General features: G+C 33.1%; 22 protein-coding genes. 3 read left to right on the top strand and 19 right to left on the bottom strand.

Features of this window, described 5'->3' with window-relative positions; translation table 11 throughout:
* Positions 1-22: 22 nt before the first annotated feature.
* The 3 genes from purB to ACNFIH_RS17750 all read right to left on the bottom strand — a co-directional run bounded on the left by purB (position 23) and on the right by ACNFIH_RS17750 (position 3,460).
* Entirely contained in the window at positions 23-1,369 is a 1,347-nt protein-coding gene (gene purB, locus ACNFIH_RS17740) for an adenylosuccinate lyase (protein ID WP_426484122.1), read from the bottom strand.
* 79 nt (positions 1,370-1,448) lie between these two features.
* Positions 1,449-2,138, bottom strand: coding sequence for an SIR2 family NAD-dependent protein deacylase (locus ACNFIH_RS17745; protein WP_426484123.1), 690 nt, complete (start codon positions 2,136-2,138; stop codon positions 1,449-1,451).
* A 14-nt stretch (positions 2,139-2,152) separates the two neighbouring features.
* The gene (locus ACNFIH_RS17750; RefSeq protein ID WP_426484124.1) at positions 2,153-3,460 is read right to left on the bottom strand and encodes a BNR repeat-containing protein; all 1,308 of its coding nucleotides are present in this window, start codon (positions 3,458-3,460) and stop codon (positions 2,153-2,155) included.
* 196 nt (positions 3,461-3,656) lie between these two features.
* Here ACNFIH_RS17750 and ACNFIH_RS17755 point away from each other — a divergent pair, with 196 nt between their 5' ends.
* Complete coding sequence (locus ACNFIH_RS17755) at positions 3,657-4,319, top strand: TrmH family RNA methyltransferase (protein ID WP_426484125.1); 663 nt, start codon at positions 3,657-3,659, stop codon at positions 4,317-4,319.
* Between the two features lie 182 nt (positions 4,320-4,501).
* Here ACNFIH_RS17755 and ACNFIH_RS17760 read toward each other — a convergent pair whose 3' ends face one another.
* The 11 genes from ACNFIH_RS17760 to ACNFIH_RS17810 form a co-directional block, all read right to left on the bottom strand.
* On the bottom strand, positions 4,502-5,020 hold the full coding sequence (locus ACNFIH_RS17760) for a YARHG domain-containing protein (RefSeq protein ID WP_426484126.1): 519 nt from the start codon (positions 5,018-5,020) through the stop codon (positions 4,502-4,504).
* Positions 5,017-5,403: a hypothetical protein gene (locus ACNFIH_RS17765; protein ID WP_426484127.1), complete on the bottom strand. Its 387-nt coding sequence runs from the start codon at positions 5,401-5,403 to the stop codon at positions 5,017-5,019. Before ACNFIH_RS17765 ends, ACNFIH_RS17760 begins: the two co-directional genes overlap by 4 nt.
* The gene (locus ACNFIH_RS17770; RefSeq protein ID WP_426484128.1) at positions 5,400-6,035 is read right to left on the bottom strand and encodes a DUF2306 domain-containing protein; all 636 of its coding nucleotides are present in this window, start codon (positions 6,033-6,035) and stop codon (positions 5,400-5,402) included. The genes ACNFIH_RS17765 and ACNFIH_RS17770 overlap by 4 nt, the downstream gene beginning before the upstream one ends.
* A gap of 99 nt (positions 6,036-6,134) precedes the next feature.
* Positions 6,135-7,748 (bottom strand): PepSY domain-containing protein, encoded by a 1,614-nt coding sequence (locus tag ACNFIH_RS17775; RefSeq protein WP_426484129.1) that lies wholly within the window; start codon positions 7,746-7,748, stop codon positions 6,135-6,137.
* Between the two features lie 105 nt (positions 7,749-7,853).
* The gene (locus ACNFIH_RS17780; protein WP_426484130.1) at positions 7,854-10,013 is read right to left on the bottom strand and encodes a TonB-dependent receptor; all 2,160 of its coding nucleotides are present in this window, start codon (positions 10,011-10,013) and stop codon (positions 7,854-7,856) included.
* A gap of 93 nt (positions 10,014-10,106) precedes the next feature.
* Positions 10,107-10,553, bottom strand: a complete 447-nt coding sequence (locus ACNFIH_RS17785) for a hypothetical protein (RefSeq protein ID WP_426484131.1) — start codon at positions 10,551-10,553, stop codon at positions 10,107-10,109.
* Between the two features lie 92 nt (positions 10,554-10,645).
* Positions 10,646-13,990: a preprotein translocase subunit SecA gene (gene secA, locus ACNFIH_RS17790; RefSeq protein WP_426484132.1), complete on the bottom strand. Its 3,345-nt coding sequence runs from the start codon at positions 13,988-13,990 to the stop codon at positions 10,646-10,648.
* Between the two features lie 86 nt (positions 13,991-14,076).
* The gene (locus tag ACNFIH_RS17795) at positions 14,077-14,298 is read right to left on the bottom strand and encodes a DUF2795 domain-containing protein (protein WP_007138072.1); all 222 of its coding nucleotides are present in this window, start codon (positions 14,296-14,298) and stop codon (positions 14,077-14,079) included.
* 150 nt (positions 14,299-14,448) lie between these two features.
* Entirely contained in the window at positions 14,449-15,018 is a 570-nt protein-coding gene (locus ACNFIH_RS17800) for a cob(I)yrinic acid a,c-diamide adenosyltransferase (protein ID WP_035647914.1), read from the bottom strand.
* Between the two features lie 52 nt (positions 15,019-15,070).
* Positions 15,071-15,595, bottom strand: a complete 525-nt coding sequence (locus ACNFIH_RS17805; RefSeq protein ID WP_426484133.1) for a hypothetical protein — start codon at positions 15,593-15,595, stop codon at positions 15,071-15,073.
* 128 nt (positions 15,596-15,723) lie between these two features.
* On the bottom strand, positions 15,724-16,410 hold the full coding sequence (locus ACNFIH_RS17810; RefSeq protein ID WP_426484134.1) for an ABC transporter ATP-binding protein: 687 nt from the start codon (positions 16,408-16,410) through the stop codon (positions 15,724-15,726).
* Between the two features lie 306 nt (positions 16,411-16,716).
* On the opposite strand from ACNFIH_RS17810, the gene ACNFIH_RS17815 reads away from it, so the two are divergent.
* On the top strand, positions 16,717-17,379 hold the full coding sequence (locus ACNFIH_RS17815) for a DUF6565 domain-containing protein (protein ID WP_426484135.1): 663 nt from the start codon (positions 16,717-16,719) through the stop codon (positions 17,377-17,379).
* A gap of 67 nt (positions 17,380-17,446) precedes the next feature.
* Here the strand turns inward: ACNFIH_RS17815 and ACNFIH_RS17820 are convergent, their stop codons facing one another.
* From ACNFIH_RS17820 to ACNFIH_RS17840, 5 genes are all read right to left on the bottom strand, one after another.
* Positions 17,447-18,298 carry an alpha/beta fold hydrolase gene (locus ACNFIH_RS17820; RefSeq protein ID WP_426484136.1) on the bottom strand — a complete coding sequence of 284 codons (852 nt, stop codon included), beginning with the start codon at positions 18,296-18,298 and terminating at the stop codon, positions 17,447-17,449.
* Positions 18,299-18,346: 48 nt separating this feature from the next.
* Entirely contained in the window at positions 18,347-19,129 is a 783-nt protein-coding gene (locus tag ACNFIH_RS17825) for an O-methyltransferase (protein WP_426484137.1), read from the bottom strand.
* Positions 19,130-19,292: 163 nt separating this feature from the next.
* Positions 19,293-19,760 (bottom strand): FKBP-type peptidyl-prolyl cis-trans isomerase, encoded by a 468-nt coding sequence (locus tag ACNFIH_RS17830; protein ID WP_426484138.1) that lies wholly within the window; start codon positions 19,758-19,760, stop codon positions 19,293-19,295.
* Positions 19,761-19,849: 89 nt separating this feature from the next.
* Positions 19,850-21,712, bottom strand: a complete 1,863-nt coding sequence (locus tag ACNFIH_RS17835) for an ABC-F family ATP-binding cassette domain-containing protein (RefSeq protein ID WP_426484139.1) — start codon at positions 21,710-21,712, stop codon at positions 19,850-19,852.
* Between the two features lie 91 nt (positions 21,713-21,803).
* Complete coding sequence (locus ACNFIH_RS17840) at positions 21,804-22,769, bottom strand: T9SS C-terminal target domain-containing protein (protein WP_426484140.1); 966 nt, start codon at positions 22,767-22,769, stop codon at positions 21,804-21,806.
* Positions 22,770-23,215: 446 nt separating this feature from the next.
* Between ACNFIH_RS17840 and ACNFIH_RS17845 the strand changes: the two genes are divergently transcribed.
* Positions 23,216-23,641: an adenylyltransferase/cytidyltransferase family protein gene (locus tag ACNFIH_RS17845; protein ID WP_426484141.1), complete on the top strand. Its 426-nt coding sequence runs from the start codon at positions 23,216-23,218 to the stop codon at positions 23,639-23,641.
* The last annotated feature ends 24 nt before the right edge of the window (positions 23,642-23,665 follow it).

Consider the following 23,665-nt stretch of genomic DNA (forward strand, 5'->3'; position numbering starts at 1 on the left):
GGGAAAATATTTTAGGTTTTCTTTAAATACCTGTGTAATTGCTAGGAGTTATCTGCATTAATTCTGCTCTAACAGCATCTGAAACTTCTAAAGTCGCAATAAAATTATGAATCGCATTTTTGTCAATCGCTTCATTAGTTCTTGTCAAACCTTTCAATGCTTCATAAGGATTTGGATATGCCTCGCGACGCAAAATAGTCTGAATAGCCTCAGCAACAACCGCCCAGTTTTTCTCTAAATCTTCAGCAAATTTGCTTTCGTTTAACAGTAATTTGTTCAAACCTTTTAAAGTCGCTTCAAAAGCAATAATTGTGTGTCCAACAGGAACACCAACATTTCTTAAAACAGTACTGTCAGTTAAATCACGCTGTAATCTTGAAATAGGTAATTTAGCAGCCAAATGTTCGAAAATAGCATTTGCAATTCCTAAGTTTCCTTCAGAATTTTCGAAATCAATTGGGTTTACTTTATGTGGCATTGCTGAAGATCCAATTTCTCCAGCTTTGATTTTTTGTTTAAAATAATCCATTGAAACATACGTCCAGATATCACGATCTAAATCGATAATGATATTGTTGATTCTTTTTAAACCATCAAAAAACGCTGCAAAATGGTCATAATGCTCAATTTGAGTTGTTGGGAATGAATGTTGTAAGCCTAAGCTAGTTTCAACAAATTTAGTTCCGAATTGTTTCCAGTCAATTTGTGGATAGGCAACATGATGTGCGTTAAAGTTTCCAGTTGCGCCACCAAATTTAGCTGCAAACGGAACATTGAACAACAAACGCATTTGCTCTTCTAAGCGCTCAACAAAAACCAAAATTTCTTTTCCTAAACGAGTAGGAGAAGCTGGTTGTCCGTGTGTACGTGCTAACATTGGAATGTCTTTCCATTCAACACTTAATTCTTTCAATTTAGAAATCAAGGCAATTAAAGAAGGCATATAAACCTGCTCAAAAGCTTCTTTTGTAGAAAGCGGAATAGCAGTGTTATTAATATCTTGAGATGTTAATCCGAAGTGAATGAACTCTTTGTATTGAGATAAACCTAATTTTTCAAAAGCATCTTTGATAAAGTATTCAACCGCTTTTACGTCGTGGTTGGTTACTTTCTCCGTTTCTTTAATCCAAAGCGCATCTTCAGTTGAGAAATTTTTGTAGATGTTTCTTAAGCTTTCAAATAAACTTGAATCAATACCTTTTAGTTGAGGCAATGGAATTTCGCATAAAGCAATAAAATATTCCACTTCAACCAAAACGCGGTATTTAATTAAGGCTTCTTCAGAGAAAAAAGGTGCTAAATTTTGAGTTTTATTTCTATATCTTCCATCAATTGGTGATATAGCATTCAATTCGTTTAGAGTAGTCATTGTTATGTTGTTTTTTCGAAAGGTGCAAATATAAGCAGAATTTAGCGATTAGAGGTAATTAAAACGCGCATTTATGCATTCAAAATGAATTTAATCGCGCTCTTAAATCTGCAACTCCTTCTGATGCAAATTTGGCAATGGTTTCTACTTTATTTCGAATATTTGGAATCGCAATTGGTTTTGGATCAATATAAAAAACAGGAGTTGTACTTGGCGCATAAGCAATTAGTCCTGCTGCAGGATAAACCTGAAGCGAAGTTCCAATTACAGCAAAATAATCAGCAGTTTCTGTAATGTCGATTGCTTCTTCTAATGCCGGAACTTCTTCGCCAAACCAAACAATATGCGGTCTCAATTGATGTCCGTTTGTGTCAAAATCGCCAGTGTTTAAATCTTCAGTCCAATCTAAAATCAAGTTTTTATTTTGGACACTTCGAACTTTAAGTAATTCGCCATGCAAATGCAAAACGTTTCTACTTCCGGCGCGTTCATGCAAATCGTCAACATTCTGGGTGATAATATGAACGTCGAAATCTTTTTCTAATTCGGCTAAAATAATGTGGCCTAAATTTGGTTTTACTTCTTTCAGCTGCTGACGTCTTTTATTATAAAAATCCAAAACCAATTCCTGATTTTTATGCCAGCCTTCAGGAGTTGCGACTTCCATAACATCGTGACCTTCCCATAAACCATCGCTGTCGCGAAACGTTTTGATGCCGCTTTCAGCGCTAATTCCGGCGCCGGTTAAGACTACAAGTTTCTTTTTCATTTTCTTAAATTCTATTATTTAGGCAGCTGATTCACTTCCAAAACCCTGACCATTGTCGGTTCTGATTTGGCTAAACCTTCGCCATCAACCTGATTTACATTTTGAAGAAAGATATGAAGTTTTTTTTGTTTTTCCCAAAGCGAAATATCATAATTAGGTTCCCATTCGCCTATGGACGCTGTGGTTAAATCAGTTACTTTCCATGAATTGTTTTGGCTTAAATTGGTATAAGCTATAGACACTTTGTTTTCTCTTTCAGCATCCCTAAAAAGCAAATATAAATTGCGGTTTTTTCCTTCTTCTTTAATTAATAAATCAGGTCTGGAAATTGGAATTTTTTTTGTGCCTCCTCCTCCAAGAGAAAAAGGGGTTTTTCTGAAACCTGTGTTTGATTTTTTCCAAACACCATTTTCTAAGTAAACAATCTGAAACTGCGGAATAGTATTTTCAGTCCAATAGTTAGCGATATAAGGATTTCCATTTGCATCTGCAATCATTGAAGTCTGATTGATCAAACTTGATTTTTCTGGGATTTTCCAGGCAATTTCTGCCGATGCGACAGTAATAGGTAAATTGTATTTTTCTCCATTTGATTTTTCCCAGGTTAAACCACCGTCAAAAGAACGTGCATAACAAATGTCGTGATTCGTCGAAACATCCCAACTTTCTCTCCAAACCCATGAAAGGTGAATTGTGCCTTTTTTATCTACTCTTGCCTGCCAGTACGCACTTCTTTGCTCTTCGCCGTTTAATAAATTGCTTTGCAGTTGCGACCATTTTTTTTCTTTTACCGAATATAAATTAAGAATCATATTTCCTCGTCCCGAAGCACCTGAGCGATAAAAGAATACTAAATTCCCGTTTGGCAGATTGTGAAATTCTGGATACGTTACTTTTTGTTCAGCAATTCCGGTCATTGATTCTTCTTTATCCAAATCTAAGCTTAATGGAGATTTGCTTTTTGCATATCGAAGTTTTGTGTCGTGATGATCCCAGCTGATATGCAAATATCCATCACCATCAATTGCAATGCTGATCGTATTATGCGCATCTTTTACATTTCCGCTGTAAGGTGTTTTTACAATTTCCCAATTAGTTGAATTTAGTTTTCTTTTGCCTAAAATTACCGAGCCGTCATTATCATAATAGGCTATAAATTGAAAATCTTTAAAAGTCGTTAAAGCGTTTTTTCTAAATTTTACTGTATTGACAGAGTTGCTGCTCCAGCCGTTTCCCACCGGAATTTCTACGTTTTGTTGTGCGACGCAGGAAAATGAACTCAGGAAAAGAAAAAAAAGTATTTTGTAAAAATGCGGTTTCATTAAAAAGTTGTTGTTTGGTTGTAGTTAGTGAGAAATGAAGATTGGTTAAATTCTTCGAATCAGTAAAAATAACCGATTTGAGTATAATGAGGACTTAAACCATACCAGTTTAGATCTATAAATGAATTTGAGTCCATAAGAAGTCACTTTGTCCAATATAACAATTATTGTTATTTTTGCCGCAAACAGAAATAAAATGATTGATTTAGATTACCTCGAATTTCTTGAAAATATATTAACTGATAACCGTAAAGAAAGGTTTTTGCATGTTTTGGAAAATCGTACCAAACATTTTACAGTTGCTGTAGAAGATGTTTTTCAGATGCACAACACAAGCGCTGTAATGCGAAGCTGTGAGGTTTTTGGAATTCAGGAATTGAATGTAATCGAACAGCGTTTCGGAAAAAGAATCGATAAAGAAATTGCACTTGGAGCTCAAAAATGGGTAGATATCAACCGATTTGATTCGGTTTCCGGATGTCTTTCTGATTTAAAAAATAAAGGTTACCAAATTATCGCTACAACGCCGCACGAAAAAGATTCGATGTTGGAAGATTTCGATATTTCAAAACCAAGCGCTTTATTTTTTGGAACAGAAAAAGAAGGTTTGTCACAAGAAATTATGGATAATGCCGATAGTTTTTTAAAAATACCAATGGTCGGTTTTACCGAAAGTCTGAATATTTCGGTTTCAGCCGCAATTATTATTCAAAGTTTGACAAACAGACTTAGAAGATCTGACATCAAATGGCAATTATCTGAAGAAGAAATTTTAGTGAAGCGCTTAGATTGGGCCAAAAATTCAATTCGGGATATTAAAAGAATCGAAGCACGTTATTATCAAGATAATCCAAGATAATTTTTTTTAAGTTTCTAAGGTACTAAGATTCTAAGATGCTAAGTTTTTTTTGAGGCTTAGTATCTTGAAAAAAAAACTCAGCTAAACACATTGAAGTGTGTCTTGCTGAGTTTTTTTTATGAAACAGTGTTTGGGAAAACTTAGTGCCTCAGTACCTTAGTAACTTAGTACCTTTTTTTAAACTATCTTCCAAAAGATTCGTAACTATCTGTTGCGTATTTTTCAAAACGTTTTAATAATGCAATATTTTCTTTTTCAACGGCAGTTAATTGATCGTTTACATTTGTTGAAACTGGAATATACCATTCTTCATCATTAAAAAATTGACGTACAGTTTTAGTTTTAAAAGAAAGTCCATGTCTGGCAAAAATTGTATTTCTAAGAATTTCTAAATCTAGTTTTTTCAAATTCTTTAATTGGCTTTCTTTTAATTTTGTTGTTGAAGAATTAATCGTGTAAACAACATCTGAGGCTCCTCTATAAAGTGGCGAATCAGAATCGTCATACTCTTCGTCTTCATTAATTGTATCTTTTTTAATTTTTTCTTCTTTCTGCTCAGGTTCTTTAGGATTTTGAAAATCCATATATATGTCTTCAGAAAGCATTGCATTTGGATCGTATTTAAACTCTTTTTTTAATAGCTCAAATTTTCTCTTTGTAACTTCTTTTTTAGAATTGTAAGCAGTCCATGTTCCAGTCAAGAGTGTATCTTTTTGAATTTCAAAGGTAAAAACACCATCATTTTTATCATCTCCAGGTTCTTTAAGAGTAAAATAAAATGTATTACCTGTTTTTTCATAAATCCTTTAAGGGGCCTGATATTTCCAGCAACAATACTTTGTCCGGTAACTTCTGTAGAAGTAATTTTTTTTATAAGGATATTGATTTTATTACTATACATTTCTGTTACAGGTCGGGTTGTGTCACGTTCTGCAACAACAAAGCCACCAACCCACGAACCATATAAATCTGTTCGGATTTCATCGGTTACTAAATTGTCTGCAGTATTTTTAGTGTCTTTTTTCTCTTTAGAATTACATGAAAATAATAAAACGGCAACAAATAAATAAAGAAGGTTTTTCATTTTTTGGATTGGTTATAAAGATAATATTCAATGATCAATAAATTAGGCACCCAACCGAGCCAGGCTATTATTTGATAAACATCCATTGGTGAAGGCTGAAACAAATATACAAGAAAAACCTTCCAAAAACGTAAAGTTATCGCTGAAAATGTTAAAGCAAAACTTCGAAGCATAAAAGCCTTGTGAAGTTTGATGTTTTTGTTTTTAATGGTTAAAAAACCTTTCAGCGTAAAGTAAAACCATAAGATTGATAAGGTGACAAAAGAAATTTTTGAATAAAAACCGCCATTCGCAAAAATGCCAATAAATAAGCCCGAGGGAGCACTTAAAAATAGCACAATAAATACATATAACTTCCCGATATTCCTATGAATAGCAGGCTTTCTCTTTAATAAACCGGAATTAAACTGAGTAAATCCGGCAAGCAAAACAAAGATAGCCGAATATACATGTATATAAAAGAAAGTGGTGTAAAAAGGGATTTCGGTAACTTCCGTCTGTTTTATTTGAAGAAAAGCGACATCATTCCTGAATGGAATGTATTGAAGGGTAATTTTAATCATTAAAATGAAAAAATAGCTAAAGCACAATGTCATTAAAAAGGGCAACGAAGGCTTTAAATATTTTTTCAATTTTATTTGTAAGATTATTTGATGATCAAATTTAGAAAAAGATTCTGAATTCCTAGTTTCTATTTTTAGAATCTTAGGAACTCAGAACCTTAAAATCTTTTATTTCTTTTTAAGAAAAAGAATAAAACCTAAAACACTCACAATTAAAATTGAAAGCGCGGCCAAAACAGTTGCTAAATCTCGAATGTTTTTTCCAGCCCAATCCATAAATAAAAATTTGTGTAAAATAGCAAAAGAATAACCTTCAACTTTATCTGAATTATTGATTACTGCAGCCAATCTTGAGGTTGAAGTTTCAATAAAATAAGTTGTTTTTTCAGGTGTGTCATAAGCTAATTTTACGACCGGAAGCCTTTTGTTTACAAAGCCATATTCTCTGCTTTCAAAATCGGTTAGTACTTTTGACTCTAGTAATTTTATGTTTTCGAATGAAGGCTGAGAATCATCTTCTGATGTGTCAATCATTTCACAACACGAAGCTTTTGGTGCTCCATCGGTAAAATAATAAGCTAAAAATTCGGCGTATTCTAAATCCAAATTTGGTGTAATTTTATTTGTTGTTGCGTTAATGTAAACCACTTCAGATTTTGAATCTTCTTTTTTATTCCATTTCGAATCTGATTTTGGCTTTTTGAATCTTTTATTTTCGTTTTCAAGTAATTGGCAACGATAATAGGTGGTGTCGTTTAATGTAATTATGCTAATATTTTGGAAACGACTCCAGTCTAAATCAAGATTATTATTTGCTCCAGGAATTTCTTTGGTTACAAAGGTTGGTTCATAAACCATTTGTGACAACGTATATGGCGCCCATTTTGTCGTCGCATGATAAGCACCGCTGAAAGCAAAAGTCAAAGTAAAAAGAGAAATCCAGATTCCAATTTGGCGGTGATATTTTCTCAAACCTTTTTTTGGCGCTACACTATCTGTTTTTTTGAATTGTTTCCAAAGCAAACCATAAATTAAAATACCGCTCAAGGCTGAAAATCCAATAATTGACAATAAGAAAATCATCGTAATAATTCGGACACTGTTATTGCTGATAGCATCGATAAAAGACCAATTATGAAAAGTATCGAAGAACCAGATAAAAAATTGTCTAGATGTTGGATTGTAAGTAGCCAATTTGCTCGATGAAGTTTCTACATAAACCTGCATGGCGTCAGGACGGTCAAAGCTTAATTTGTAAACAGGTAAATAGCGGTTTACATATTTGTATTGCGAAGTAAATTCGGTTACAATTTCACTGTTTTTCACCGGACTTTTTTGATCGTCTAAAAAATAACGAGAAAGCCATTCGGCATATTTTCGATCTCCATTTTCTAGCCTTTTGGCAGTTGAAGCATCATAATACCAAAGTTCGCCCAGAATTGTTTTTACCTGATAATAAGTCGCATTATTGAAAGTAACAATTCTAAAATTTTTGAATTGCGATATTTCGTTTTTTAGCAAAACTTCCTGAATTGAATAATGCAGTTGGCTTTTATCAATAATTGATTGTTCAATTTTATCATGAGCAATTTCTGGCTTGAAAAAATGCGCCATAAACGGATGCATCAAACCTGAAAATGTCCAGAAGATCACAGGAATAATCGTAATTAAACCAATAACACGATGCCATTTGTACATGTCTTGTTTGATTTTTTTGATGAATTTAGTCCCGAAAGTTTTCGGGATCTTCTTCGAAGATTTTTTGTTTGTTTCTTTACTCATTGGTTGCTTTTTTTTGGCCACTCCCGATAGCTATCGGGATTCACAGATTAAACGGATTTTTATCATTAAGAAATCTTTTTAATCCTTAAAATCTGTGGCTAAATATTATTTTTTTAATGAAAAATTATATTGAATTCCGAATACAAAAGTTCGTGGTGCTGCCGCTGTATAAGTTGGCTGAGCATTGGCAACATTTGTTCTGGAAACATTGTATGCATATAGTTTGTCAGTAAGATTTAGCACATTTCCGTAAACCTCGATTTTTTTCCATTGATAACCAATTCGGGCATTGAAAATATTGTACCCATCATATTTTACGGTGTTGATCTGATCTTGATAATAACTGCCAACAAGTTGCCATTCTAAAGATGTTCTTAGATTAGGAAGCCAGTTTGGGTAATAACTTACTTCTGAATTTCCTGACCATTTTGGAGCTGACGGCATTTCTTTTCCGTTCAAATCCTGAATTGGATCCGATGGTTTGTCTGAAAGTTTAAAATCAATATAAGTATGTTGTGCATAAGTTCCGCCAAGACGAATATTGAATTGTTTTGATGGTTTGTATGAAGCACCAAACTCAATTCCTTTATGACGCGTTTCCCCAGCCGAACGATAATCTGTTGAGTTATCTGGAAGTCTTATGTTTAGTAATTCATTTTTGCCTTCCATATAATAAAAAGCATAATCAAAGTTCAGTTTGTTTTCTAAGAATGACAGCCATCCTCCAATTTCATAATTATCAAAATCTGCTGGTTTTAGATTGTAATAAAACTCAGCTGGGACGCCTGTTGTTCCTCCAGTTCCCGGTTTCGCTCTAAAAATTGAAGTAATTCCAGGAGGCGCAAAACCTTGCGAATAATTGCCATAAAAACCAGCAAACTCAAGCGGATTGTAATTTGCTCCTGCTTTAAAAGTGGCTTTATCATAAACTTTGCTTCCTGTAGATAGATCAATTGCATTATCATAATTAACTTTCATATTATCATAACGTCCTCCAACAGTAATAACTAATTTTTTAATTGGATTAAAGCTGATTTGTGCGTAACCGGCTGTGTTGAAAATATCAGCAGTATAATCCGAAAGTTTAGAATCTGGATGCTCAGCAATAATTTGATAAGAATCTACCGTTTGTTTTCCTGGCTCTCCCGGATTTAAATTGGCTTTTAAATCAATTACATACGACCAATATGTTACTGGAGAATAATCGTATAATGCTCCGGCAACAATTTTGGTGTTTAAGAAATCAAACTTTTGAGTATGCTGTCCAATTGCACCATAACTTTTGAAGTTGTTTGAATTTACTTCACCTGTCGCTTTGGTCGGATTTACTGTTGGGCTCCATTTGATTCCGTATGATGGATTTTGGCCTAATTTATTGTCACGTAAATAAGCCGTAATGTAACTGCTCGAATTTTCGTTCCAGTCATGTTCTAACGTTAAACGAGTTCGCAAAGCATCTGATTTTCGATAGGTGAAATCAGAAGTGCTTTTATAAGTTCTATTATTGAAAGCTTCTTCATTGACTGTGCCGCTCATATCCGAATAATATTTTCCGTACATGGTATTGCTAATCAATCGGGTAGAAGGAGAAATGTTGTAATCAATTCTTGCATTCAGATTGTCTTTGTTATAATCAGAATAGGTCATCCAGCCATTTTCTTGTAAACTTGAAATTCCGGCAATATGAAAACCAACTTTTCCAATTGTTGCTCCGCCGGCTGCCTGAAATCTTCTGTAGCCATAATTATCCGCCTGAATCCCAAATTTAAATTCTGGATCAACTGGTGGTTTTATCGAAATCAAATTAATTGTTCCGCCAACAGCTTCAGGTCCGTATAAAGAAGAAACTGGACCTTTTACAACCTCAATACTTTGTAAATTATATTGATTTATTTCTAATAAAGCGTTGTGATTGAAAATTCCCATCGGGCGAATTGGCAATCCGTCTTCCAAATATAAATAGTAAGCATTCGTAGTCATGGGTTGACGAATAGACATCATATGTTGTTCGTTTCCTAGATTTACCATCAAGACACCAGGAGTTTTATTTATGATTTCGTAAACCGCTGTAGCTTTGGCTTCATTGATGGTTTTTGCAGTTAATTTACTGATTGCAACAGGAGTTTCTTTTCTTAAAGTTGCTGTACGATTGGCAGTTACAAAAACATTTTCAAGTTCATGCGATTTTGTTGTGTCTTGCTCCGTTTTGTTTTGAGCAAAAACACATTGCCCTATAATTAATAGGGAAAAGTATATCTTTTTCATTTTAGATTATATAAATTTTAAAGAGTAACCATCTTTCTTTGAAATACATCAAAAAAATAGGTTTTCAGTTTTGGCGAAAAGCCAGATAAAAATTTATATAAAATAGGATGGAGGGCGAAAAGTCGTATTGGAAACGGCAATAGGTTTTTTATCGAAAGAAGCGAAAATTTTTGTTCTTGATTCGATAGGTGCCGTTAATTTGAAATTATTCAAAATGGAAGTCTGAATGTAAACAACATCTGTTTTTTCTTTCAGATTGTTTTGCATTCTTTTTTCGTTATCAGCGTATTTTTTTAAGCTTTTTTGAAGTTCACAACGACCGTTACAGGTATTGAAAACCATTTTACGCTGTACACAGATTGTTTTTGAAATTTCTTCCTGATTTAATTTGAATGAGGCATAAACAAAAAAACTGCCAAAAGAAGGAACTAATAGCATGCAGGAAAGAAATATGACGAAAAGTCGTTTCAAAGTGTGTTTCGTTGTTTTCGAGAGCAAAAATACATTATAAATATTATTTACAAGAATGATTTTTGTCATTTTGTATAAAAAAAACAGCTGTAATAAAAATTACAGCTGTTTTTAAATTTAATTGAAAGCAATCTTTATACAAAGAAGGTTTTCAATATTTATTATTTAACCAAAACCCAAGCTCCTGAAGCTAAAAGCGTTTCTGCTTTTTTGAATTTCATCTCTTCAGTTTTGCCCGTTGCAACTTCCTGAACGGTAACCGTATCATTACGGTTGATTTTTGGCATATCTCTAACGATAGTTTCAGTAACCTGACGTTGTTGCGTTTCTCCAGCTTCACGGTTCATGCTTTCGCTGTTTGGAATTTCGTCTTTACTTAATTGTAAGTTTTCTTTTTGACGAACTTCTCTTGCTTCGTGAATTTCAGAAGTAACGTTTTGAGCAGGTAAATCACCTTTAAACAAGAATGAAATAACTTCTTTATTAACGTTGTCCAACATTCCTCTAAACAAGTTGAAAGCTTCTAATTTGTAAATAAGCAATGGATCTTTTTGTTCGTGAACAGCCAATTGAACAGATTGTTTCAATTCGTCCATTTTACGTAAGTGTTTTTTCCAAGCTTCATCAACAATTGAAAGTGTGATGTTTTTCTCGAAATCAGCAATTAACTGAGCACCTTGGCTGTCATAAGCTTTTTTCAAATCAGTAACTACATTCAAAGTTTTGATTCCGTCTGTAAATGGAACTACAATTCTTTCGAAATGGTTGTTTGGTTCTTCAAAAACTCCTTTGATGATTGGGAAAGCTTCTCTTGCGCTTCTTTCTGTTTTTTCAGTGTAGAAAGCTAAAGCGTCTTTATATACTTTACCTGTAACTTCAATATCTGATAATTTTGTGAAATCTGCTTCAGGAATTGGAGATGTGATTCCGAAATAACGAATTAAATCAAATTCAAATCCTTTAAAATCATTAGCTACTTTGCTGTTGCTTACGATTAATTCGCAAGTATCATAAAGCATATTCGCGATATCCAGTTTCAAACGTTCTCCGAACAATGCATGACGACGACGTTTGTAAACTACTTCACGTTGAGAGTTCATTACGTCATCATATTCTAATAAACGTTTACGAACACCAAAGTTGTTTTCTTCTACTTTTTTCTGAGCACGTTCGATGGATTTAGTCATCATAGAATGCTGAATAACTTCACCTTCTTTCAATCCCATTCTGTCCATTACTTTCGCTACTCTTTCAGAACCGAATAAACGCATTAAGTTATCTTCAAGAGAAACATAAAATTGAGAACTTCCCGGATCTCCCTGACGACCAGAACGACCACGTAACTGTCTGTCAACACGACGTGAATCATGACGCTCTGTACCCACGATTGCTAAACCTCCCGCAGCTTTTACTTCTGGAGACAATTTAATATCGGTACCACGACCAGCCATGTTTGTTGCAATCGTTACAACTCCCGCTTTACCTGCTTCTTCAACGATTTGTGCTTCTTGCTTGTGCATTTTAGCATTCAATACGTTGTGCGTGATTCCTCTCATTTTAAGCATACGGCTTAATAATTCTGAAATCTCTACAGAAGTTGTTCCAATCAATACAGGTCTTCCTGCGTTTGATAATTCAGTAACGTCTTCGATTACAGCGTTGAATTTCTCACGTGTAGTTTTATAGATATAATCTTCTTTATCAATTCTTGCAATTCCACGGTTAGTTGGAATTTCAACAACATCTAATTTATAGATTTGCCATAACTCTCCAGCTTCTGTAACAGCAGTACCCGTCATACCAGCTAATTTGCTGTACATTCTGAAATAATTCTGTAATGTAACAGTTGCAAAAGTTTGAGTTGCAGCTTCGATTTTTACGTTTTCTTTTGCTTCAATCGCTTGGTGTAAACCGTCAGAATAACGACGGCCATCCATGATACGACCTGTTTGCTCATCGACAATCATAATTTTGTTGTCCATGATCACATACTCTACATCTTTTTCGAATAAAGCGTATGCTTTTAAAAGCTGTGTTAAAGTATGGATACGCTCGCTTTTTACTCCAAAATCCTGGAACAATCTTTCTCTTGCTTCAGCTTCAGCGTCTTTGTCTAATTTTTGTTTTTCAATCGCAGCGATTTCAGTTCCGATGTCTGGTAAAACGAAGAAATCGGCATCAGTATCTCCTGAAAGGTATTGGATACCGTTATCAGTCAATTCTACCTGATTGTTTTTTTCTTCAATCACAAAATACAAAGCTTCGTCCACTTTGTGCATTTCGCGATTGTTATCTTGCATGTATTGATTTTCAGTTTTTTGAAGCAATTGTTTGATTCCTTCTTCACTCAAAAATTTAATTAATGCTTTATTTTTAGGTAAACTTCTGTAAGCTCTTAATAATTGGAAACCACCATCTTTAGTATTACCTTCTTTGATTAATTTTTTAGCTTCTGCCAAGAAACCATTTGCTAACTGACGTTGTTGTGCAACTAAGTTTTCGATTTTTGGTTTCAATTCGTTGAATTCGTGACGATCTCCTTGCGGAACTGGCCCTGAAATAATAAGCGGTGTTCTTGCATCATCAATTAATACAGAATCGACCTCGTCGACAATAGCATAATTGTGTTTTCTTTGAACTAAATCGCTAGGCGAGTGCGCCATGTTATCTCTTAAGTAATCAAAACCAAACTCATTGTTGGTTCCGTAAGTGATATCAGCGTCGTATGCTTTTTTTCTTTGTTCTGTACTTGGTTGGTGGTTGTCGATACAGTCAACAGATAAACCGTGAAATTCGAATAGAGGAGCTTTCCAAGTACTATCACGTTTTGCCAAGTAGTCATTCACCGTTACTAAGTGAACTCCGTTTCCTGTCAAAGCGTTTAAGTAAAGTGGAAGAGTAGCAACCAAAGTTTTACCTTCTCCCGTTTGCATTTCGGCAACTTTACCTTCGTGCAATACCATACCACCAATTAACTGAACATCGTAGTGAATCATGTCCCAAGTGATATCTTTTCCAGCAGCATTCCATTTGTTTGCCCAGATCGCTTTTTCGCCGTCAATTGTGATGTAAGGTTTTGTTGCAGAAAACTCGCGGTCTTTTGCAGTTGCAGTAACTTCAATATGTGAGTTTTCTTTGAAACGACGAGCTGTTTCTTTTACTACAGAAAAAGCTTCCGGAAGAATTTCCAATAAAGTTTTTTCAGAGATTTCATAAGCTTCTTTTTCAAGAGCATCAATAGCATCATAAAGATCTTCTCTTTTATCAATGTCTTCGATGTTTTCTACTTCTGCTTTTAGCGAAGCGATTTTAGCATCTTTGTCAGCTCTGGCTTCTTTTATTTTATCTTTAAAATAAACGGTTCTTCCTCTTAATTCGTCGTTTGAAAGACTCATTAAAGGAGTTTCGAATGTTTTAATTTTGTTTAAGTAAGGTTGTAAAGCTTTGACATCTTTCTGTGATTTATCACCCACAAAGACTTTAATAATACTGTTTATGAAACTCATGATTTATTGTATTTCTTTATTATTTTATATGTATTTGAACCAAAAAAAAAGTCTCTGTGATGAGACTTTTTCCTTTGGTTTATTTTTTAATATTCATCCTCATTCCAAAGATAATCTTCGTCTGTTGGATAATCAGGCCAAATTTCTTCCATTGATTCATATATCTCGCCTTCGTCTTCTATTGACTGAAGGTTTTCTACTACTTCTAATGGAGCACCAGCTCTAATAGCGTAGTCAATAAGTTCGTCTTTGTTAGCAGGCCATGGCGCATCACTTAAATAAGATGCTAATTCTAATGTCCAATACATCTGTTATCTGTTTAGTTTGTGCAAAAATAAATTTTTTACTGAAAAAGACAAGTAAATTTTGATTTATTTTAATAAAATTTAAGAACGTCCCTATTCGTAATCAGTTTTCAGTTTCAGTTAGCAATTTGAAAAATGAAAAACTGTGACCGTTTACTTGCGAGGAATCCATTTTACTTCCTCCGCTTTTAAGTCAAACGACAACTTCCGTGCCAAGACAAAAAGGTAGTCAGAAAGTCGGTTTAAGTACTTGATTGCTATTTCAGGAACGTGTTCATTATGGCTTAAATGTACTGCCAAACGCTCTGCGCGACGACAAATACAGCGTGCAATATGACAATGTGACACAGTTGAATGTCCGCCTGGTAAAACAAAATGAGTCATTGGTGGAAGGCTTTCTTCCATTTTATCTATTTCGTTTTCGAGCAATTCAATATCTGAATCAATTATTCCAAGATTTTCTAATCGAAGTTTGCCATTTTTTAAAACTTCTTTTTCCTGAGGAGTTGCCAAAATGGCACCAACCGTAAAAAGACGATCCTGAATTTCTATTAAAATGGTTTTATAATGAGCATTCATTTCCTGATCACGAATCAATCCGATATAGGAATTCAATTCATCAACAGTTCCGTAACTGTCAATTCTGATGTGGTCTTTAGGAACACGTGTGCCTCCAAAAAGTGCTGTTGTTCCTTTATCGCCTGTTTTGGTATATACTTTCATTTTTTTTTAAGATGCTAAGGTTCTAAGGTGCTGAGATGCTAAGTTTTTTAAATTAGTTTTTTGTTAAACCAAGCTCATTTTGAAGTTCAGTTAATTTTTTAACAGCTTCTTCATTGAGATTGCCATCAACTTCATCAGCAATATGTGCGGAAGAATTCAGCTGGTTACAGCTTAGGCAAATTTGGGTTTGACAAATTACAGTATTATTTTTAAAATATATAAATGCAAGTCTTGGTTCATAGCAACCTGCTATGTTTGGATTTTCGTAGGTTTTTTTATTCCCAATGATTGAGTTTAACCTTGAAACCTGATTCTGATTTAGTTTTTGTGTTTGCTTAATTGTACTTATATATTGACCTTTTTCATTAATAGGATTAAAAAAATGTTCACCTGAAAACCCAATGTAATTTACTCCAATGACAGAATCACATTTAATGCCTTTAGAATAGGACAAAGTGGGGTCTGTTTTTATACTTTCTATTTTATCGTTTAGCCACAATATTTTTGTTGTAGGTGCTTTGGGTGGTATTTCTTGATAATCATTTTCTTTTTTTGAAACATTTTTACATGATGTCAAAATCAAAAAAGCTAGTAAAAAATATTTTATGATTCGTATTCAATGTTTTTTAGATCAATTTTTAAGATGCTAAAACGTTAAGATTTTTTTTCGTTGCGATTAAACAATTAACCGAATAAACGGTTAAACTATTTCGTCGTATCACTTTCTATTACTCCATCTCTTAAACGGATAACTCTGTGCGCATACGCCGCAATGTCTTCTTCGTGGGTTACAAGAATAACAGTATTTCCTTGTGCATGAATATCACCAAAAAGCTTCATGATTTCTACAGAAGTTTTACTGTCTAAGTTTCCTGTTGGTTCATCGGCTAGAATAATCGAAGGTTTGTTTACTAAAGCACGTGCAACTGCAACACGCTGACGTTGTCCTCCAGAAAGTTGATTCGGCTGGTGATCCATTCGGTCTGCAAGATTAACTTGTGTCAATACTTCTGTAGCGCGTGCAATTCTTTCTGATTTTCCATGACCGGCATAAATCATAGGAAGTGCAACATTATCAAGTGCAGTTGTTCTTGGCAAAAGATTAAAGGTCTGAAAAACGAAGCCAATTTCTTTATTTCTGATTTCAGCTAATTCATCATCCCGCATTTGGCTTACATCTTTTTCATTCAAAATATATCGTCCGGAAGTTGGCGTATCTAAACAACCTAATAAATTCATTAATGTTGATTTTCCAGATCCCGAAGGCCCCATCAAAGCGACATATTCTCCTTTATTTATTTCCAGATTAATTCCTTTTAAGACATAAACGATTTCATTACCAAGTACAAAATTTCGTTTGATGTCAGTTATTTTAATTAATGGATTTGCCATTTTGGTTTACAATTTTGGTTTTAAAAGTACAAAACACTTTTCAATAAAATTCATAAGTAGTAGATTATTGGTTTTTGTTACAAAAATCTCTTTCGCTTTCAAAATGTATTTAGTTAATCATAACTATACATTGTTTTAATGAATAAGTTGTTATATTATTTTTAATAGTTTTTACATTATTGTCATTATTTTTTGTGTTTTATAGTTTTATTATGTTTTTAATTTTTCAAAGATGATAATAATGTAATTTTTTAGATAATGGTTTAGGTACATTTGTTAATGTATTAATTAAAAATAATCAGAATTATGAAAAGCATACAATTATTATCAGGAATAGCATTGTTAGTTTTGGGTTTTACATCGTGTAAAGATGAAAAACAAGAAAAAGCTCAAAAAACTGTAGACTCCTATGTAGCCTACGTCGATTCAGTAAAAAATGTCGCAGCTGAAGATTTGAAAGCGGACTGGAAAAGTGTTGATGCTGAATATGACAAAAGAGCACAAGAAGCTGAATTAGCTTTGGCAGATTTAAAAGATAAAACAGCAGCAACTGAAAAAGTAAATGCGAGTAAAATTAAATACGAAGAATTTAAAAATGAAATGACCGCCGTTTTTGCCCCGCCACCAGCTCCAAGTCCAAAACAGCAATTGCGTAACGCTTTGTTTGGTGAAGGAAAAATTGGAGATGATATGAGTTTTTCATGGGTAAATGCCCAAAATATTCATAGCGTGTACCAGCAATTTGTTCATACAGTTGAAAATAATAAAGATAGTTATTCAAGAGAAGACTGGGATGAAATCAAATTATTGTATGAAGCATTGGACAGCCGAAAAAATACTGTAGAAAAAGAAGGCTTAACTGCTGAGGACAATAGAAAAATTGCCGGTTTAAAAATAAAATTTGCTCCAATGTATACTGTTAACAGAATGGGAGCGAAGTCTGAAGAAAATAGAGACGCTAAAAAATAAGTTTTTAATATTTTGAATTAGTAAAAAAAAATGACGATTGTTTTTGATCGTCATTTTTTTTGTAATCTTAATTTTCGAATTTTCTTAAATCCTGGAGGAAAATCTGCCAGATGTTTTCTTTAAACTGACTTCTGAAAAAACCAAAATGTCCTATATCTTTTACGCCAAATTCTTCTGCTTTCAAATGAACTCTGGTTACTTCGGATTTTTTAAATTGTGAAGCAATCCAATCAATTGCTGATACTGTTGCATAAAAATCATTATCGATACTATAAGATTTGATTTTGCATTTTATTTGATCGTAGTTTTCTTTTACATTTTTGATACAGTCAAAATGATAGTTTGGTTTTTTACACCATTTTGCCCATTCGAGTGCCATCCCTTTTGGTAAATCTTCCATTCGGGTTATATGACTGGAAGGTAGATAATTAAATATTCTGGAAAAAGAAGGTATAAGAGCATACCACAAAAATTGCATTTTTAATCTGTCGAATCCTTTCCAGTGTATCCAGCTTCCTGATTGAGATGCTACCATTATGACGCCATCAAATAAATTATTGGAAGGAACTAAACCAATAAGCTGTCCTCCAATACTATGAGTTATAATAAATAATTTACTATTTGGGTTTTTAGCCTTGACATGTTTTATAACAGATTCAAAATCATTTTCTGCCCAATTTGTTGCTGTTGTCGAAAATTTAGAAAGCGGTCCGGATTTTGAATCGCCAATTCCGCCATAATCAAAAGTATAAACGGAGTAATTATTATCAGAAAGAAAGGTTGCGAAATTGTAATAATAATTTTGTTTAACGCCTGTTGCAGAAGCTATAATTACGCAATTACCATTTGGTTTATCAGAGATAAATTCTGTTACAGCTATTGGATATTCTAATGGCGTATTAATTTTTATTGCATTCATAATTTTATAATATCGAATGTAATAAAAGTATTATTTTAAAGTCATTTATCAAACGCGAATTACAAAATGTTCTTTTTCCTGCTCGTATCTGAAAAATACAAATCCCCATTGAAAGGTATCGATTGTAACTTTTACTTTCGAATGATTTCGGATAATTTCCCAGGCTTCTTCCATTTCTTCTGACCAATGAATGTCATCAAAAATCCAGACCGAATCATTATTAATCGTTGGTAATAAAAGTTCGAAATATTCTAAAGTGGCTTTTTTAGAATGATTCCCGTCAAAATATATTAAGTCCCAATCACAGATATTTGCAGATCCTTGGGTCAGGAATTTGCTGAATTCTGAATTTACAAAATCAAAGTTGAAATTTGGAAATTGCTCGTTAAATAAATTTTCTGCAATTGAAAGTGTACTTTGACAGCCCTCAAGACTAAGTAAAAAAGAATCTTTATTTCCTAATGCAATAGCAGAAGATGCTAATCCTAAAGATGTTCCAATTTCTAAAACATTTTTTGGTTTGAAATAACGGGTAACACGAAATAATAATTCGGCACGTTTAGAAGAAATTCCAGCTGTTTTTGCAATTTTAGAAATTTGTCTTCTATTCGATTTGAAAACTTTAGAGCCTGCGCCAAAATCGGTTACTTCAATAAAATTTTGATTTTCTAAAAGTGTTTTTCTGTAATTCTTAAGTATAGAATATTCCGGTTTTCTTTTTTTATCATAAAAACACTTTGTCAAAAGATTAAAAACAAATGGCGAATGCACTGCATGTTCATTTTTGGATTTCCAAAGGAATTTAAAATAAGATTGTATTTGAAAAAGCATACTAGAATTTGAAAGAAAGTGCGAAGATACGAATCAGAAATTGAAATAAATTAATGAAAAAGCCCAATCTAAAAATAGATTAGGCTTTTGTATGATAAAAAACACACAACATTTTATGCTGTAGTCTTCTTGCTATAGAATTATGAATGATTTTTTAAAGATGCTAATTCACAGAAATTAATTTAACATCAAAAATTAAAACTGATCCAGCTGGTATCGTGCTAACGCTATCGCTACCGTATGCCAGATGTGCTGGAATCAAAAGCACGCCATTTCCACCTTCTTTGAATAACGGAATTCCTTCTGTCCATCCAGCAATAACTCTGTTTAAAGGAAAAGTAGCTCCGTTAACACTTTCGTCAAATGTCTTTTTGTTAGTTAAATATCCTTTATACGCAACTGTTACCGAAGATGTTGCAGTTGGCTGTTTTCCAGTTCCAGGCTCAGTAATTATATAATACAAACCTGATGCTGTTTTTTGAGCTGTTAAATTATTTTTGGCTAAATAATCAATAATTTCTTTGTCATTTTCTGCTGAATAATCCTTTGGAGGTGTATTCAAATTTTTATCAGAACTTGTGCAAGAAATAAAAAGTGTAAGAGCAAATAATGCAGATAAAAAATGTTTCATTGTGGTATTTGAATTTTGTCGTAAATATAAGGGAAATAGTTTCAAATATAAGGTTTCGGTTTTCTGAAACCTTATACTTGAGACAAAAACTATCCTTCTATCTTAGCAGAAAGCTCAAACCAGCGTTCTTCTTTTGCGTCGATTTTATTTATGATGTTTTGTAGTTCATTTGCTTTTTTCTCAATATCGGCATCTGCAACTTTTCCGTCAGAGAATAATTGTTCGATTTTAGTTTTTTCGATTTCTAAATCTTTAATCTCTCTTTCGATTTTTTGATATTCTTTTTGTTCGTTAAAGCTTAAATTTCCAGTTGGATTATTTTGTTTCCAATCTTTCTTTTCGGCTTTGTTTTCTTCTTTTTGAGCAACATCGGCGCTGTCTTCATAAGCTCTGAAATCAGAATAGTTTCCTGGGAAATTTTCGATTTCACCTTGTCCTCTAAATACAAATAAATGATCGACAATTTTATCCATAAAGTAGCGATCGTGCGAAACAACCAATAAACATCCTGGATAATCTAAAAGAAAACTTTCTAAAACGTTAAGCGTTACAATATCCAAATCGTTTGTAGGTTCATCCAGAATCAAGAAGTTTGGATTCTGAATTAAAACCGTACATAAATACAAACGTTTTAATTCTCCACCGCTTAATTTTTCGACATAATCGTATTGTTTTTTTGCATCGAAAAGGAAACGCTCCAATAATTGCGAAGCCGAAATAATTTTTCCTTTTGCAAGCGGAATATATTCTCCATATTCCTTAATAATATCAATAACACGCTGTCCAGGTTTTGGATTGATTCCAGACTGTGTATAATAACCAATTTTGATTGTATCTCCTTTTACAACTCGACCACTGTCTGGCGGAATTGTTCCTGTAAGCAGATTCAAGAAAGTAGATTTACCAGTTCCGTTTTTACCAATAATTCCGATTCTTTCGCCACGCTGAAAATCAAAACTAAAATGATCCAGAATAACTTTATCCTTGAATTTTTTAGAAAGTTTGTGAAGCTCAATAATTTTGCTTCCCATTCTTCCCATATTAATTTCAAGCTCAACTTTGTTTTCTTTACGTCGGCTTTGTGCTTTTTCCTTAATTACATAAAAGTCGTCCTGACGTGATTTAGATTTAGTTGTTCTCGCTTTTGGCTGACGGCGCATCCATTCTAATTCCTTTACAAATAAGTTTTTAGCTTTGTCAATACTTGAGTTTTCAGAAGTGATTCGTTCTTCTTTTTTCTCTAAGTAATAAGAATAATTTCCTTTGTATTGGTATAATTTTCCGTTGTCTAATTCGATAATTTCATTACAAACGCGTTCTAAAAAGAAACGGTCGTGCGTTACCATAAACAAAGTGATATTTTCTTTGGCAAAATAACTTTCAAGCCATTCGATCATTTCAAGATCTAAATGGTTCGTTGGCTCATCCAAAATCAATAAATCTGGACGATTGATTAATATTATGGCCAATGAAAGACGCTTTTTTTGTCCTCCAGAAAGATTTTTTACTTTAAGTTTAAAATCTTCCAGTTTTAATTTGAACAGAATTTGTTTGTATTGTGTCTCAAAATCCCACGCATTGTGCTGATCCATTCCGTCAAAAGCTTTTTGATACGCTTCTTCGTCATTTGGATTTTCAAGCGCTTTTTCATAAGCTTCAATAATTTTAAGCGTCTCATTATCTGAAGCAAAAATACTTTCCTCAATTGTAAGCTCATCTTGTAGATTATTATCTTGAGAAAGAAATGCCATTCTGATTCCTTTTCTTAAAACAACTTGTCCGGTATCCGGTTCATCCAAACCATTAATGATGCTCATAATTGTTGTTTTTCCTGAACCGTTTTTGGCAATAAAAGCGATTTTTTGGTCTTTGTTGATTCCAAAAGAAATGTTGTCAAAAAGGACTCTTTCGCCAAATGACTTCGATATATTTTCTACAGATAAGTAATTCACTTTGTATATTGTAAGTTATAAATTATGAGTTATGAGTGTTTTGAAAAACATAACTTTTTGCAAAAGTAAACTTTTATTCCCCATTTGCGAATTATTTGTGAACATAGGAATTTAGAGCAGGAGTAAGATCTAAACAATGAATTTGTGCGGGAACATTTATGATTGGTTTCCGAATCAGCGTTTCATTTGTTAAATAGTAATGAAGTCCGTCTGTAGTTGTAATTCCTTCGATTTGATGAAAAGAAAGCTGAAGGTCAATTCGACGTTTGTTTCCTGAAAGAAAATCATTGTTTTTAAAATCATATAGTAAATATAAAAATGGTTTCCCGAGCTTCGAATAGCCGCAAAGCGTAATCAATTTTTTGGAATCTAAGTAGGTTGCTCCAGTTACCAAACCTTTAGTGTCAAGTGTTTGTTTTAATTGAGCAATGTAATTTCCAGGTTGATTGGGTAAAACATAAATACTGGTTTTAGACGATTTCCATTGTTTGGTAAACAAATAAATACTGTCTTTAGAAACTATAAATGCTTCACAGTCAAAATCGGTCGTGTTTTGTTTCTTTGGAGAAAAATCAGTTTGATCAGCATATTTGAAAGAAATTGTTTCTATAGTTGGATTTTCTTCGAAAAAATCTTTTTTATTTATTTTTAGAATACGCAAATCGTTTCTGTTTCCTGAATAATTATTTCCAAAATCACCAATATAGACAGAAGAACTGTCTTGCGAAATTTCTTCCCAGTCATTGTTGATGGCTTTATTCAGAATAACTTTTTTTTTGATTTTCCCTAAAGTATCTAATCCATAAATAGTTTTATCGTGATCATCATTGTGAGTCCATAATAGATTGTCAAAAGATATTAGTCCAGATGTTTCCTTTATTGAGTCATTTAGCCGGATTGAATATTTTGGCCTTATTTTAAAATTTTCATATTGACAGCTCCCATTGTTTTCAATAGCAGTTTTGTCATAATTTTTTGCGTATGAATCGTTGCAGCCGACAACCTGAGAATTTACCGAGCAATAAATTAAGAAAAAATAGAAACTTAGTTTTTTCATGTAAATATTTTTCAATCAAATAAATAGACAAAAGTAATTTTTAATCAGTTAAAAAATCAGGAAAAATTTATGTAATAATTTCATATTTGATGCAATTTTTTAAAAATTAAACGGTTATCAGTAACCATACCCTAAAGGTTGGTGGATATTAAATTAAGACAATTCTTTCTTTCCTGCTTTCAGTATTCATTTTAGAAGTGTACTTTTGCAAAAATATTAGAGGGTTATTCTTACGTGTTTGTTGTTTATGTTGTTGGTATTTAACGCTTTGTGTTTAAGGTCAGCTACTTTGGCATGTTTGTTAAAGTATTATTTGATAAAAAAAACTTAAAATTTGTCAATATATTTGCCGTCAATGTGAATTTTCTGCTTTCAAATTTTGGGAGTTGGAAAGGCGAAGCCATGCGTTGAAAGTAAATCTAAATTTCGAAAGAAATATTTAAAATATGAAAATAGGAATCACATTTAGTGCATTTGATTTGTTGCACGCAGGACACATTAAAATGTTAGAAGAAGCAAAACGTCAATGTGATTATTTGATAGTTGGTTTGCAGACAGACCCAACTTTGGATCGTCCAGAAAAGAATAGTCCGACACAAACAGTTGTCGAAAGATATATACAATTAAAAGGATGCAAATTTGTAGATGAAATTGTACCTTACGCAACGGAACAAGATTTAGATGATATTTTGCGTGCTTTTAAAATTGATGTTCGTATACTTGGAGATGAGTATAAAGACAAAAACTTTTCAGGAAGAGCTTATTGTGAAGAAAAAGGAATCGAATTGTATTTTAACACAAGAGATCATCGTTTTTCTAGTAGTGGGTTAAGGAAAGAAGTTGCGGTTAAGGAGCTTTCGAAAGTTGTTTAAGCTTATTTTTTTGTAGTTAGTAAA

The organism is Flavobacterium sp. 2, from assembly GCF_049949195.1.
Lineage (GTDB): Bacteria > Bacteroidota > Bacteroidia > Flavobacteriales > Flavobacteriaceae > Flavobacterium.

Excerpts from the sequence above, each read along its gene's own strand:
- ACNFIH_RS17750 (WP_426484124.1), bottom strand. The coding sequence starts at position 3,460 with ATGAAACCGCATTTTTACAAAATACTTTTTTTTCTTTTCCTGAGTTCA.
- ACNFIH_RS17830 (WP_426484138.1), bottom strand. The coding sequence starts at position 19,760 with ATGAAACATTTTTTATCTGCATTATTTGCTCTTACACTTTTTATTTCT.
- secA (WP_426484132.1), bottom strand. The coding sequence starts at position 13,990 with ATGAGTTTCATAAACAGTATTATTAAAGTCTTTGTGGGTGATAAATCA.
- ACNFIH_RS17785 (WP_426484131.1), bottom strand. The coding sequence starts at position 10,553 with ATGACAAAAATCATTCTTGTAAATAATATTTATAATGTATTTTTGCTC.
- ACNFIH_RS17820 (WP_426484136.1), bottom strand. The coding sequence starts at position 18,298 with ATGAATGCAATAAAAATTAATACGCCATTAGAATATCCAATAGCTGTA.
- ACNFIH_RS17765 (WP_426484127.1), bottom strand. The coding sequence starts at position 5,403 with ATGAAAAACCTTCTTTATTTATTTGTTGCCGTTTTATTATTTTCATGT.
- ACNFIH_RS17845 (WP_426484141.1), top strand. The coding sequence starts at position 23,216 with ATGAAAATAGGAATCACATTTAGTGCATTTGATTTGTTGCACGCAGGA.
- ACNFIH_RS17825 (WP_426484137.1), bottom strand. The coding sequence starts at position 19,129 with ATGCTTTTTCAAATACAATCTTATTTTAAATTCCTTTGGAAATCCAAA.
- purB (WP_426484122.1), bottom strand. The coding sequence starts at position 1,369 with ATGACTACTCTAAACGAATTGAATGCTATATCACCAATTGATGGAAGA.
- ACNFIH_RS17810 (WP_426484134.1), bottom strand. The coding sequence starts at position 16,410 with ATGGCAAATCCATTAATTAAAATAACTGACATCAAACGAAATTTTGTA.
- ACNFIH_RS17745 (WP_426484123.1), bottom strand. The coding sequence starts at position 2,138 with ATGAAAAAGAAACTTGTAGTCTTAACCGGCGCCGGAATTAGCGCTGAA.
- ACNFIH_RS17780 (WP_426484130.1), bottom strand. The coding sequence starts at position 10,013 with ATGAAAAAGATATACTTTTCCCTATTAATTATAGGGCAATGTGTTTTT.
- ACNFIH_RS17815 (WP_426484135.1), top strand. The coding sequence starts at position 16,717 with ATGAAAAGCATACAATTATTATCAGGAATAGCATTGTTAGTTTTGGGT.
- ACNFIH_RS17840 (WP_426484140.1), bottom strand. The coding sequence starts at position 22,769 with ATGAAAAAACTAAGTTTCTATTTTTTCTTAATTTATTGCTCGGTAAAT.
- ACNFIH_RS17755 (WP_426484125.1), top strand. The coding sequence starts at position 3,657 with ATGATTGATTTAGATTACCTCGAATTTCTTGAAAATATATTAACTGAT.
- ACNFIH_RS17795 (WP_007138072.1), bottom strand. The coding sequence starts at position 14,298 with ATGTATTGGACATTAGAATTAGCATCTTATTTAAGTGATGCGCCATGG.
- ACNFIH_RS17775 (WP_426484129.1), bottom strand. The coding sequence starts at position 7,748 with ATGAGTAAAGAAACAAACAAAAAATCTTCGAAGAAGATCCCGAAAACT.
- ACNFIH_RS17800 (WP_035647914.1), bottom strand. The coding sequence starts at position 15,018 with ATGAAAGTATATACCAAAACAGGCGATAAAGGAACAACAGCACTTTTT.